General features: G+C 33.3%; 11 protein-coding genes. All 11 read left to right on the plus strand.

Going from position 1 to position 14333, the window contains the following annotated elements; all coding sequences use genetic code 11:
* The first annotated feature begins 32 nt into the window (after window positions 1–32).
* Window positions 33–1115, plus strand: a complete 1083-nt coding sequence (locus H4J52_RS00710; RefSeq protein WP_182180709.1) for a glycosyltransferase — start codon at window positions 33–35, stop codon at window positions 1113–1115.
* A gap of 53 nt (window positions 1116–1168) precedes the next feature.
* Window positions 1169–2506, plus strand: a complete 1338-nt coding sequence (locus tag H4J52_RS00715; protein WP_182180707.1) for a phenylacetate--CoA ligase family protein — start codon at window positions 1169–1171, stop codon at window positions 2504–2506.
* Window positions 2507–2509: 3 nt separating this feature from the next.
* A complete protein-coding gene (locus H4J52_RS00720) occupies window positions 2510–3394 on the plus strand; it encodes a glycosyltransferase (protein ID WP_182180705.1) in 885 nt (294 codons plus the stop codon).
* Window positions 3395–3399: 5 nt separating this feature from the next.
* A complete protein-coding gene (locus H4J52_RS00725; RefSeq protein ID WP_182188816.1) occupies window positions 3400–4374 on the plus strand; it encodes a polysaccharide deacetylase family protein in 975 nt (324 codons plus the stop codon).
* A gap of 43 nt (window positions 4375–4417) precedes the next feature.
* Window positions 4418–5530: a glycosyltransferase gene (locus H4J52_RS00730; RefSeq protein WP_182180701.1), complete on the plus strand. Its 1113-nt coding sequence runs from the start codon at window positions 4418–4420 to the stop codon at window positions 5528–5530.
* Window positions 5531–5561: 31 nt separating this feature from the next.
* A complete protein-coding gene (asnB, locus tag H4J52_RS00735) occupies window positions 5562–7436 on the plus strand; it encodes an asparagine synthase (glutamine-hydrolyzing) (RefSeq protein ID WP_182180699.1) in 1875 nt (624 codons plus the stop codon).
* A 345-nt stretch (window positions 7437–7781) separates the two neighbouring features.
* A complete protein-coding gene (locus H4J52_RS00740; protein WP_182224081.1) occupies window positions 7782–9179 on the plus strand; it encodes a GMC oxidoreductase in 1398 nt (465 codons plus the stop codon).
* A 51-nt stretch (window positions 9180–9230) separates the two neighbouring features.
* A complete protein-coding gene (locus tag H4J52_RS00745) occupies window positions 9231–10181 on the plus strand; it encodes a glycosyltransferase family 2 protein (RefSeq protein WP_182224082.1) in 951 nt (316 codons plus the stop codon).
* A 34-nt stretch (window positions 10182–10215) separates the two neighbouring features.
* Complete coding sequence (locus H4J52_RS00750; RefSeq protein ID WP_182224083.1) at window positions 10216–11532, plus strand: O-antigen ligase; 1317 nt, start codon at window positions 10216–10218, stop codon at window positions 11530–11532.
* A gap of 73 nt (window positions 11533–11605) precedes the next feature.
* On the plus strand, window positions 11606–12697 hold the full coding sequence (locus H4J52_RS00755; RefSeq protein ID WP_182180690.1) for a GNAT family N-acetyltransferase: 1092 nt from the start codon (window positions 11606–11608) through the stop codon (window positions 12695–12697).
* Window positions 12698–12787: 90 nt separating this feature from the next.
* Window positions 12788–14311: an oligosaccharide flippase family protein gene (locus H4J52_RS00760; protein ID WP_182223471.1), complete on the plus strand. Its 1524-nt coding sequence runs from the start codon at window positions 12788–12790 to the stop codon at window positions 14309–14311.
* Window positions 14312–14333: the final 22 nt, after the last annotated feature.

Here is a 14333-nt window from a genome sequence, read left to right on the forward strand (position 1 = left end):
TGTAATTATTATTAATTAAGTACCTGGAAGTTATGAAAATATTACATCTGATTGATAGTGGTGGCTTATACGGCGCAGAACAAATGTTACTTACATTAGTTTCTGAGCAAATTAAACAAGGTTTAGAGCCAACCATCCTTTCTTGTGGGGAAATTAATGAAGGCACTAAAGCATTAGAGCATGAAGCAATAAAACGAGGCTTACCGCTTATTACTTGGCGTATGAAAGCAGGTCTTAATATTAAAGGCTCATGGGAAATTGCTAAATTAGCAAAAAAAGAACAGATTAATGTCATTCATTCACATGGATATAAATTTAATGTTCTCTTCGCATTATTACCCAGAATGCTTTGTAGCATACCTATAGTTTCAACCGTGCATGGTTATGTAGTCGCAGAACAATTTTCAGCAATGTGGCTATATCAAATATTAGATAAATTTTGTTTAAGTAGAATGCAAGCAGTAATATTTGTCTCGCAAGAAACCCAAAAGCTATTTAATAAATTGAAAAAAAGTTATGTTGTACAAAATGGTATAACTACAGAACCTCTCTCAATACAAAGTGATAAACGATTTAAAGATAAGAAAATAAAGTTAGTGGCAATAGGTCGATTGGCAAAAGAAAAAGGCTTTGAATATCTAATTAAAGCTATTCAAATAGCTAAGATCCAAGATCGTGAATTTGAATTAGACATCATGGGTACAGGTCCTGAAGAAATATACCTTAAAGGGCTTGTTTCAAAGTCAGGATTAGAGACACAAGTGAATTTCTTACAGTTTATCGATAATCCGAGTCGTTATTTTGATAATTACGACCTGTTAGTTATGCCTTCACTAACGGAAGGATTACCAATAACACTGTTGGAGGCTTTAAGAGAGTACTTACCGGTATTAGCAACCAATGTGGGTGAAATCCCCCATGTTATTGGTAACTGTTACCCATTGCTCGATAAAGAAAAAGACTTAGGTAATATTTATTCAAAAATCATCGCTTTTGAACAGTTTTATCATGAAAGTGGAAATGATAAAATGAAACAATTAAATGACAGATTTAAAAGTATGTATTCAGCGAGTAAAATGGCCAATCAGTATAAAACTGTTTATCAAAATTTATAGAAAGTATCTTTTATATTTAACATCAGTAGTTCAGGATAATGGAGTGTGGAGTAATGAGAAATATATTTAATTCAATGGTTTATAAGTTGTGGGATGCCAAGGAAGGGGGCGTGCGAGTAGGAGAAATGAAGAACCTAAAGGCGCTACAGTATCAAAGCTTAAGTGAATTGAAAATATATCAAGAAGCAAGGTTAAAAAAGTTAATTTCTCATGCTGAAAAAAATAGTCCTTGGTATAGCAAAAGAATGACTGAATTAAATATAACTGCCGATGACATCAAATCTATTGAAGATCTACAAAAACTTCCAATTACTACAAAATTAGACATAAAATATAATGGTAAAGAGTTTATTTCAATCAATGAGAGTGCTGAGCAACTATGTATTGCTAAAACTGGTGGTTCAACAGGCGTAGCATTAGATCTCTATTTCGACGAACATTGCCAAAAAATGAGAAATGCAGCTCAGGGATATGCAGATAACTTAGCTAGTTGGCTTCCTGGCGACAAAATAGGCTCATTATGGGGTAACCCACCTGTACCTGTAACCATTAAAGAAAAGTTACGTTCAACTTTACTCGAACGGACAAAGTATTTAGATACTATGGATCTGAATCCTGAGAGTATGCAGGAATTTGTTGATGTGTGGAAAAGCTTTACTCCAGATATTCTTTTTGGTCATGCTCATTCTATTTATATATTTGCAAAATTCTTGAATGAAAATAATATAAAAATCACACCACCTAAAGGTATAGTAGCTACTTCAATGATGCTGCTTGATCATGAAAGAATAGCCATCGAAGAAGCCTTAGTAACCAAGGTTACTAATCGTTATGGCTGTGAAGAAGTCGGTTTAATCGCATGTGAATGTGAAATGCATCAAGGAATGCATATAAACTCGCCTCATATTATTTTGGAATGTGTTGATGAAAATGATAAGCCAGTACCTTTTGGTGAGTCGGGAAAGCTTGTAGTAACAGATCTCAATAACTTCGCGATGCCTTTGATTCGATATCGTATTGAAGATGTCGGTGTCTTAAGTGATGAGCCATGTAGTTGCGGAAGAAACTTTCCATTATTGAAAAAACTGGAAGGGAGAGTTGCTGATTTTCTTAAAAAGAAAAATGGCAGTTTAGTAGGAGGCGTTTCGTTAGTTGAACGAACCTTAACTAAGATTTCAGGTCTAGAACAAATGCAACTTGTACAAAAACAGTTAAATAAAATTATTGTTAACCGTGTTAAAGGTAAAGACTTTAATCAAACTACAGATCAAGAGCTTAGGGAAGAGATGGTAGAAGTATTTGGGGAAGATATACAGCTGGAAATTATCGATGTCGATAAAATGCCTCAAGAAGCTTCAGGCAAGTATCGCTTTTCGATTTGTGAGGTCTAATTTATGAGTTCTCCCTTAATAAGTATTGTAATAGCTTCATATAATATGGGGCAATATTTAGGTACGGCATTAGATTCGTTATTAAAACAAACATGGGAAAATATTGAGGTTATCGTTATTGATGATGGCTCAACTGACAATAGTGAAGAAGTTATGTCAGCCTATACGAATAATAATAAAGTTAGTTATATTAAGACCGAAAATAGAGGTCAAACAAAAGCAAAAAATAGAGGAGTTAAAGAAGCAAAAGGAGATTTTATTGGTTTCTGTGATGCTGATGACTTTTGGACAGACAATAAACTTGAATTACAAATGCCTTTTTTTTCAGATGATAAAGTTGGTGTTGTTTATAGTGAAGTTTCGTATATAGATGAAGATGGTAACCCTTATGATAAAGCTGCGCCCTATGAAAGGTACACAGGTAAGGTAACCGAACAGTTATTAACGAAAAACTTTGTCCCTTTTGGTACTTCTATTATCCGAAAAGCTTGTGTTATTCAAGATGGAGGATTTGATGAACAATTCAAGATGGGGATTGATTGGGACTTATGGCTAAGGTATTCGTTAAATTGGGAATTCATGTATTGCCCTGATAAAACATATATCTATCGAGAGTGGTCAGGACAAATGTCAAATAACTATCGTGGGCGATATGATTTTGCATTTCGTATTCTACAAAACTTTGTAAGTAATCATGGTGAACATGTCTCACAAAAAAGTATTAATACCGCTTGGGCAGACATGTATATCAATAGAGGTTTAACATTCGCTCGAGCAGAGAAAACATTTATTGCTCCTTTAAAGGATATAGTAAAAGGGATTTCATTATCTGTTTTTGATTTGTCGGGATGGAAATCGTTAGTACGTTTATTGCTGAGAAGACCTTAACTCAAATGATTATTAGCATAGGGAGCGTTAAGTGTTTTATTAAAAGAATTATCTTCAAAGTTTTAGTCAAAGGAAAATTTTGGAAATATTTTATTAATTCAAAGTCAAGTGCTCAAACGTTAATGTACCACCGTATCAGTGATAATAAAATGATACCAGGCATATCACCTTATGGCTTTGAAAAGCATCTTAAATTTTTGACTGAATATTATAATATTGTACCAATTAAAGAGATTTTATTGGATAGAAAAAATAATACTGAAGATCCTTACAAAATAGCAATTACATTTGATGATGGTTATTACGATTTTTATCATAAAGCGTGGCCACTTTTAAAAAAATATAAAATCCCTGTATCTCTGTATGTGACCACTGACTTTATAGATAGAAAAGAATGGCTTTGGCCAGACAAAATTAGAACGTTATTACTTTCTACGAAAATAAATAAAATTACAATTCCAAATATTGGTGAGTTGGTATTAACTATTGATAATTACTCTGAAAATTGGAATGTAATTGCTGACCTTTGTTTAAACCATAAAAAAGTTGAACGTGATGACTTTCTGCAAAGCCTTTCAGTTTCACTCGATGTATCTATCGAAAAAGAACCAGATAAAGGCTTTTCTGCGTTGTCATGGTCGCAATTAAAAGAAATGTCCAATGAGGGGTTAGACATCGGTAGTCATACCTTATCTCATGCAATTTTAACAAAAATTGATGATGAACAATTATACCGTGAACTTTATGAATCTAAAGCAAAAATAGAAAATATGTTAGACATTAACGTAGAAGGTATTTGTTATCCAAATGGTATGCATTTAGATGTATCAGATAAAACCGTAAACGTTGCAGAAAAAGTTAATTATAAGTACGGCCTTACAGCATATACAGATAAGAATGAAACGGTCAATGTATTTAAAGTACAACGTATAGCTGCTACAGAGAGTGTGGCTGACTTTGCATTTAATTTGTTAAATTAATGTTTTTTTAAATATTTGTGATTTTGAAAGGGATGAAGTTCTGATGAAATTTTCAGAGAGTACTCATAAAGTGTTGTATGGGATAGACAGCATAGTTAGAGGTGGTACCGAACTACAATTAGTAGGGTTAATTGAGCGGTTAGATAAATCAAAATTCACACCTTATTTGCTAACGATCAGAGAAACGGAAACGAGCCTAATCCCTAGCGAATGCAAACATATTCAGTTAGATATCCCTAAGCTATTTTCAGTCTCCGGAATAATCAAATTCTTTAAACTTGTTGGTTGGTTAAGAAAAGAAAAAATTGATATTGTTCAGATGTATTTTCAAGACACTACGTTATTACTAGGCATGGCTGCGTGGCTCGCTAGAGTACCTGTAAGAATTTCTTGCTTCAGGGATATGGGGTTTTGGACTGATGGAAAAATTGAAAAGATTTTGAAGAAAGTTTATCCATTGATGACAAACTATATTGCCAATGCGAAAGCTGTTGGAAATGTCTTCTGCGAGCAATTTAGTTTGCCCCCTGAAAAAATTCAGGTTTTACCAAATGGGATAGAGCTTAGTCAATTTCCATTTATTCAACATACGGGCCCTATAGTTAATATTTGTATTGTGGGCAATATGACACGGAAAGTTAAGCGAACTGACTTATTTATTAAAGCCGCAGCAGAGTTAGTTGGTAAGTACCCCAATGTAGTGTGGCATATTATTGGTGATGGACATTTGCGCCCAGAATTAGAAGCGCTAGCAATGGAGTTAGGCGTTAGTTCAACAGTAAAGTTTCTTGGCCGAATTGCAAATGTTGATGACTACTTAACAGATATGCAAATAGGTGTTATTTCATCTGATTCTGAAGGGTTAAGTAATGCCATTTTAGAATATATGTTGAAAGGAGTGGTATGCGTTGCTACTGATGTAGGTGGGACTCCAGAGCTAATTATAGATAATGGAACGGGTTGTTTAGTTCGCGTGAACGACCATAAAATGATAGCGAAAAAGATTGAATATTTAATTGAGAATCCAGAGACTTATCAAAAGATAGCATTGAACGCTAGGGGATTAGCGGAAAATAATTATGGCTGGGATACTTGTGTTAAAAAGCATGAAGGATTTTACCAAAAAGCAATGACATCAATTAATAAAGTTAGTTAACAGTTTTTATTGTGCAGGAGAAAGTATTTAAATGTGTGGGATAGTAGGTGTATTTGCACCTAACTCAAGTGAGTTAAGAGATAAAGTTGAAGATATGGCGGACGCTATTATTCGACGTGGACCTGATGAATCGGGTTTCTATCAAGATAATGTTATTTCAATTGGCATGCGTCGCTTAAGTATCATTGATTTGTCGGGGGGCACCCAACCCATTTTTAATGAAGATGGAAGTGTTGTTATTGTATTCAATGGGGAGATATATAACCATAAAGCATTAAGAGAACAACTGGAAACGCTTGGGCATTCATTTAAAACACATTCAGATACAGAAGTACTTGTGCACCTGTATGAAGAGTACGGTGAAAAAATGTTTAGTCATATAAGGGGTATGTTTGCCTTTTGTATTTGGAATAAAAATAAGCAGGAAGGTATTATTGCCCGCGACCATTTTGGTATTAAACCTTTATATTACACACTTGAAAACGAGAATATTGCCTTTAGCTCAGAACTTAAGGCTTTGGTAAACCCAGGGATAGTTAAGAAAGAAATAAATTATCAAGCGATGGATATGTTTTTAGCATTTAACTATATTCCAGCTCCTGAAACGATTTACCAAAACGTAAAAAAACTTAAGCCTGCGCATTATATTAAATTTGGGTCGGGAAAGAAAACAGAAATCATTCAATTCTGGGATCCTAACGAAATAACAAAAGATAGCACAACAACTAAAAGCGATAATATTGAACAAGAAATAATTGAGTCTATCGAAGCCCATTTGGAAGCAGATGTTGATATAGCATCATTTTTATCTGGCGGCATTGACAGTTCTCTTGTTACAGCTATTGCATCACGTGACAAAAAATTTAAAAGTAGTTATACAATACGATTTAATAATAAAGGAAATTTATACGATGAATCACCTCTTGCGAAAAGTGTTGCAGAAAAATATGGTATCGAATTTAACACAATAACACCGATTAAAGAATTAGAGCCGCTATTAAGAGATGCCGCTAATGCATTTGATGAGCCTTTCGCGGATGATTCAATTATCCCTACCTACACTATTTGTCAGGAAGTAAGCAAACGTTACAAAGTTGCGTTGTCAGGGTTAGGTGGAGACGAGTTATTTGGAGGTTATGTTAGATATGCCGGTCTTTATATAAGTACATTGTTTGATAAATTGCCAAAACCACTACGCAAGCTTACAGGTCTTATTGTTAATAAAGTACCAACGAAAGGTCGATTTTCAAGAAAAATTGAGCACGCAAAGCGTTTTATCCAAGCCAGTGAATTACCCTTAAGTCAAAGGTATTTATCTTATGTTACCGCAATTTCCGAACAAGCTAGAGCCAAGCTTTATCTTACTAATGTAAAGAATAAAATTGATATGGGTAAGTCAGGTAAGCCCATAATAGCCAGTTTTGAAGCTTGTAATGCTACTCACGTTATTGACAAAGCGGCTTATACCGATTTGAAAAATTATGTGCCAGAGCAAATATTAACTCTTTCTGACCGTTTAAGCATGTGGCATTCGCTTGAGCTAAGGGTACCATTAATGGATATAAAGCTTTTTAGTGCAATTTATAGCTTACCCGGGAAAGTTAAATATTCATTTTGGGTTAAAAAAGCCATGTTAAGAAATATTGCGAGAGCTTATTTGCCAAATAAACTCTTTAAAGCGAAAAAACAAGGTTTTGAAAGTCCGTTAAGTACAATGTTAAATAATGAGTTGAAAGTATTAAAGAATAACTTATTAAGTGAAAGTAACCTTAGTAAGCAAAAAATATTTGATCCAGCCGTTATTGGTGATTTGGTGAAACAACAAGAACAAGGGATTGATGATCATAATAAAATTATATTCTCATTAATTATGTTCCAATTGTGGTACGAAGAAGTTTATCTTTAGTTAAATTTAAGGTCTTAATATGAAATGCCCTGCGTGTAAAAAAAAATTAGTACTTAATAATATGCTTAAGTTAACGAATTGGTTCGCAAAGCGACTCATGACGCCATGTGTAGGTTGTACTAAAATGTTGATTTTATATAAAGTATCTTGGAGAGTTGTAAATTTAATTTCGTTAACACTACTAATAGCATTTGTAGTGTTGGAAAATAATCTTGTGTCTTTTGGAGGCCTTACTGTTTCAACGATGCAGATTTTAGCTTTGGTAACTGTCTTTTTTGTTGTTTATCTTTTTTATGGTTTACCCGTAAAACTTGCTAAGATATAGATTTTTAAGGGTTTTTACAAATGAAACAGAAAGTGCTCATTATAGGGACAGGTCTTGCAGGTTCAATTGTCGCAAATGAATTGGTGACGTTTGCTGATGTAACTACATTGGAGTTGGGTGCCTGTGACAAAGTTAAATTTCCGAAAATCGATTTTATTAAGAAAAAACTGGCAAACGTTAAAACATTTTGCTTCGGTGGCGGCGGCGGCACTAACCTTTGGCATAACGGATTAATCCCCATAAATCCTAAAGACATATTGTCAAATAATTTTAAAGGTATTTTATCACAGGCAAATCAATATGCTGATAAAGCAGCGGCAAAGTTATTCTTTCCTAAACCCGATTATTTGAACGAATATAATAAAAATGTATCTGAAATGAACTTACTCTCTGACAGTATGGGAATATTTAAAAATGGTGTTGATTGTCTCTTATATCCTAAAAAATTTACTAAATTAACATTAAATAATGAAATAACCTCATTTTATGATGTTGCTAATATAAGCTTTCAAACTGTGGATAAAAAAATAGAGAGTGTAAGTTTTGAATACGATTCTGTATGTCATTCAGTGAAGCCGGACATTGTAATTATTGCTGCTGGAACGTTTGGTTCACCAAATCTTGTAAAAAATATTTTAAAATCGTTAAATTTATCAACTAATAACGTGGGTAAAGGGTTAATTGATCACCCTGTGGGTTTTGTGGGAAAAGTTAAATTTAATAAAGTACACAGCAAAATCATGCATAAATTTTCCCTCGAAGATAAAGGGAACTATGAAAGTTGTACTGCTGCAAGATACAAAAGTAAGTGCGGTAAATATAGTTGTTTCGCCTTTTTCAGACCGGCACTTACAATGACAAATAAACTATCTATATATAAATTTAAATCAGAACTTGGTGCTAGTAGCGGTGTTGAACGGCTAAAAAATGCTTTTTCACTAAAACTTTTTCATCCAGATATTTTATCTGAAATATTCACGCACATATTTAGAATAACGTTGCCTACCAATACCTTCAATATTTTGGTCTATTTTGAACAAAAAACGTCTGATAATCGAGTTGATATTATAGATGATAAATTGAAAATTGATTGGCAAATATCAAAAGAAGAGTTAGTCGTTTATCAAGATTTACTTCAGCAAATAGATGGTGACTTATCAAAAGTGTCTCAAGACGTTAAAATTCAGCATTCTATTACAGCTGATTGGTTATGGTCAGGAGCACACCATTCAGGAACAATATCTTTGGGCGCTGATGAAAGCGATATATTAGATAATGAACTTAAAATAAGAGGTTGTGATAATGTTTTTGTTTGCGATGGTTCTGTTATTCAAGAGCACTCTTACGCTAACACCGGCTTAACAATTGCAGAGTTAGGTCTAAGATTAGTTGAGAAAATTAGAAATGATTATAAATAAATTGCGTATAACAATAATAAATATTAAATTTTTTGAAGTGAAGGTCTAAGTATGGATATTTCAGTAGTCATCCCAGCATATAATGAAACAATGTTCATTTCTGATACCGTAAAGTCCATTGTAAAATGGATGCCAAGTTGTTATCAGTTTGAAGTTATTGTGGTAGATCATGGTTCAACTGATAATACAGCATCGTTAGCAACAGAAGCTGGGGCTAAGGTCATTGATGGGAAAGCTGAAGCAACAATTGCGGCACTGCGTAATTTAGGTGTTACACATGCAAAAGGTCGGTTATTACTGTTTATAGATGCTGATATAACGCTAACCTCGCAGTGGTCTGAAAATATTGAAAAAGTCTTTGAGTTGCTAGATAGTAACCCTAAAAACATTTGTGGTTCTCATCCTAAGGTGCCTGAAGATTCTTCGTTGTTGATGAAATCATGGTTTGAACCTAAAACCTTGGAAAAGGCACCAACCCATATCGGCTCGTGCCATTTAATTATTGCTCGTCAGTTTTTCGATACTATTGATGGCTTTCCCGGAGAAATGGAAACCTCTGAAGAATTCACCTTATGCTTGAATGCTAAAAAGGCTGGAGGGAAAATAATAGCGTTCCCTGAATTAGTAATAACCCATCATGGCTCCCCTGAAACGTTATCAAGCTTTTTTAGTCGAGAGATATGGCATGGGAGAGGTGATTGGAATTCCTTACAATCAATTTTTTCATCAAAAGTGGCAATGTTGACGTTAATTTTTATAATATTGCACCTGATTTTTATAAGTGCCTTAATCATGCCGGCTCAACCAACCATATTTCAGCTAATACCATTTTTAGCTATATTATCGCTTTGTGTATTCTCTTCATTTATTAAATTCTATAAAGTTAAATTTTCTTATTTTTTAGTGAATTCGTTAACTTTCTATTTGTACTTTTTAGCGAGAAGTCTTTCTCTTTTTTCTGCTGTATGCTTTAAGAAAACTATAAAACATTCTCGCGTATAAAATAGTCATTAAATAATAAAAAGAAGAATGTTCCATGACAAAAATTAATAATAAACGTAACAGGAAACAGATTGTAGAACCTAATGAGAAGGCAAGTTATTTAAGCTATTTAACGGGACTCTATTTATTCTTTTTCTATATGGAGGCTTCTCTACGATGGCCTGCTTTTGAAGCAGTGCGTTTTCATTTTGTTTTTGGTTTAATATTAACTATTTTGTGTGGCTTTAAATTATTATCTAATAGTAAAACAGTACAAAGTAAACTAGATTATACACAAAGTAATAGTTTGAAAAATACAGCTTTATTGCTGATTTTTATTTTGTTTTTTTACTCCATCTTTTCGGTTTCCAGAGATATTTCCTTAGAAATGTTTGACAGGAAAGTATTTAAATTTTCTTTGATTTCATTTTTTATTGTAATGTCAGTTAGCAATATAAGGGATTTAAAAGTTATTGTTCTTTTTATCATGTTAGCGTGGTTTAAAATCTGCCTTGAAGGTGGACATGGTTGGATAACAGGGAGTCTAATGGTCGAAAATCAAGGTATCATGAGGTTGCGTGGTGCAGGTGACTTTGTCCAACATCCAAACTCATTTAGTGCATTTGGCGTCGGTTGTTTACCATTTGCCATTTATCTATTTCAGGCTTCGAAAATAAAACTGTTGAAGTACTTTTTTGCCGTATTGCTAGTGCTTTCAATCATCATTATTATTTTTACTGGGTCTCGTTCTGGTTATGTTGCGGTTTTACTTGCAGCCATTTACTTTTTTTTTAAAATGAAAGAAGGCAAATTCAAAGTGTTTTTTTTGTCTAGTATTCTTCTTGTGGCATTAGCTCCTATCGTGCCTGAGCAATACTATGACCGCTTTGAGTCAATATACTCAGGAAAAGAAGCGCAGGGAAACTCTAGCGGTACACGAAAAATAATCATGGAGGATGCATTGGAAATTTATTTAGAGTATCCCATGGGAATTGGTGTCAATACATTCTCTGTTGTTAGAATGGAAATGTTTAATCGTAAACAGAACATTCACATGCTTTATCTTGAGGTGTTAACGAATATTGGTCCCATTGGTTTTATCGTATTTATGCTGTTTATTAAAAGGCTTTTATTCATTAATAAGTGGAATATTAAACAAAGTTTATTAATTATAAATGACGAGTTCATTTTTGTGAATGGCTTAGCAAAAGCGATGTTTGCTTATCTTGTTTTAAGAATGATATTTGGCTTATTTGGTATGGATTTATATGAGCCACATTGGTGGCTCATACTAGGCTTGTCTATTGCAAGTTATAAACTAATTATTTCTGCTTTACAAAAAGAAAAAGAAAAAGAAAAAGCAACAAGTTAGAGTTTTTATTAGTTAACTTGTTGTAAATTATGTTTATTTAACTATTCGTTGATATAAAAATTGAGGGCGTTTTTTGAAAGATATCCATATTGTTCAGTTTTCCATAGAGGAATTTCAATCTATGGAACAAACTTGGCGAAAGTGTCTAAATAGTTCATATGCCGACCCTTTGTTTTTAAGTTGGATATGGCAATCAACATGGTGGAGTATATGGCAACCACGTTTGAATTTGAATTTGTTTTTATTAGGTATATATAACGATGAAGACTTAGTTGGCCTTGCACCTTGCTATACCTATAAATGTTCACATTACTTTAGGAAGACTATTAATAGGTGTGAATTTATAGGCAATTATTCTCATAGTGATGATTCCATTCGTTCCGAGTATTTAAATTTCATTCTCCCTCCTGGTCAATACGAGACTTACCTGTCTAAAATTTTTAGTTATATGCAAGAGCAGGGCGTTGATGAAATCGTTTTGACAGATATTGACAGTCATAATGAAACAGCAAAATATTTAGCACATAATTTTTCTAACGAATTAATGAGCACAGAGCCAGGAATACAGATTAATTGTCAAGAAGGCTTTGACCAATATCTAATTGCGTTAGGAAAGAATACCCGTTTAAAAATGTTCAATCGCCGTAAGTTATTAGGCAATAACCGAATAAAAAAAATAGAAAATGAAGATGAAATTCTACCTTTTTTTAATCAACTTAACATTATGCATAAAGAACGCTGGGGGCATCCGTGTTTTTCAGAGCACAGTATTGAATTTCATTACCGGGTTGTAACTGACTTTCTTACTAAAGGGCAGTTGGACTGTTTAATTTTGTACAACGAAAATGAGCCTGTAGCTATTAGCTATGATATTTCAGTTGAAGGTAGGCGTTATAATATTCAGCTGGGTTTTTTTATACCAAAAAGCAATAAATTATCGATGGGAACGTTAATGTTAGGTTTTGCAATAGAGCAAGCACACCAAAATGAAGAAACACTATATTACGATTTACTTGCCGGAAATGGAAAAAATAGTTTTTATAAAGAAAAATTTAAAGGTGAAAAGAATGTATTTGTAAGTTTTAGAATTCCATTAACAGGTTATTTAAAAATATTTCAAATGATTAAAAGATCCATTTTAATCATAAAGCGTTATATCAAGTAACGGTATATTACGAACTCAGAGAAACTTTCCTCATAGGCAATGTTCTTTTACTTCCAATAACAGCAAATTTAAGCAACGATAAGATGATTAATGAATAAACCACAAAAAAACATAGCATCAGCAATGCTAAAAGGATCAACCTTTCGGGTCATTCAAACAGTAATTGGTATTGGTATCGGTTTCTGGATGTTACCTTTTTTAATTAGCCATTTAGGCAGTGCCGATTATGCTTTGTGGGTGTTAGTGGGGAGTATCGTTTCATCGTATTACTTAATGGATTTAGGTTTAAATCATGCGGTAACAAGGTACGTATCTCGTTATGTTTACCGCGAAGAGTATGAACGGGCAAATCAAATAATAAATACAGCAATAGTCATATATAGTGTCTTGGGCATTATACTTTTTATATTGACCATATGTGGTGCCATCTTTATTGCTCCTGATCTAATTAACGATGCCGATAATCTAAGAACAACACAAGCTATTATTTTGATTGTTGGCTTGTCGATTAGCTTAGAGTTTCCATCAAAAGCATTCCCAGGGATTATTCACGCTTATATGCGTTTTGATACGCTAGCCTTGGTTAGAATTATTACTTCAATATTAAACGCTATAGCAATATATATATTTATTTCAGAAGGCTACGGCATTATTTCTTTGGCGATAATATCTTTAGTTTCTAATTTAGCAACAACCAGTTTTTATATTTATTTTTGTTTTAATTTATTGCCCACACTCAAGCTTCATAAAAAATATGTTTCTTCAAAGGATTTAAAAGAAATATTTCACTTCAGTAAATGGACCTTTATCACCGATATTACAAATTTGATAAAAGAAAAAATGGATCTATGGTTAATCGCGGCATTTATTTCTGGTGGTGCAGTTACAACGTACTATGTTGCGATTAGGTTAACAGAATATGCTGTTCAATTTTCAACGCAAGCACTAGGCTTTACGGTGCCTATTTTTGGAAAATATTATGCAGAAAATAAGCTGGATAAATTAGAGAGTTCGTTATTATTTTTTTTAAAACTAAACTTTATCGTACTGGTTTTATTTGTGTCAGGCTTTACACTATTAGGTGATGCATTTCTCTCGTTGTGGATTAAAGATGAAATTAACCATTCGTTAGCCTACCAATGTTTACTTGTTTTGGCTGTTGGCCGCTTATTGATATTTATGACCGTGCCATTCTTCAGTATTTTATTGACAATTAAACAGCATAAATATGCATCATATTTATCGCTTGTAGATACAGCATTCGCTGGAGGGCTTGCTTTGTATTTAATCCCAGAATATGGGGTTATAGGTGCCGCAATCTCATTTTCATTGCTTGTAGGTATTTTACGGGCGCTATATCTTCCCTATATTGTCAGAAAATTATTGAAATTTAAATTTAGATACTTTTTAGCTCGTAGCTTAGTATTTGTTATTTGTGCACTGTTAATTTCATATCTATGGAGTTTGAAGATTGATAGTGTAGCGAGTTGGGGACAACTTGCTTATTTATCAGTAATGGTACTTTGTACATTATTATTAACCTCCATTATTATTTTTTCTGCTAATGAACGGTTAGAAATTTCTACTTGGTTCAAGTCTAAATTTATAAAATAGACCATAGGTCTTACAGTATTAT

It is taken from the genome of Colwellia sp. MB02u-14 (assembly GCF_014076915.1).
In the GTDB taxonomy this organism is placed as follows: domain Bacteria; phylum Pseudomonadota; class Gammaproteobacteria; order Enterobacterales; family Alteromonadaceae; genus Colwellia_A.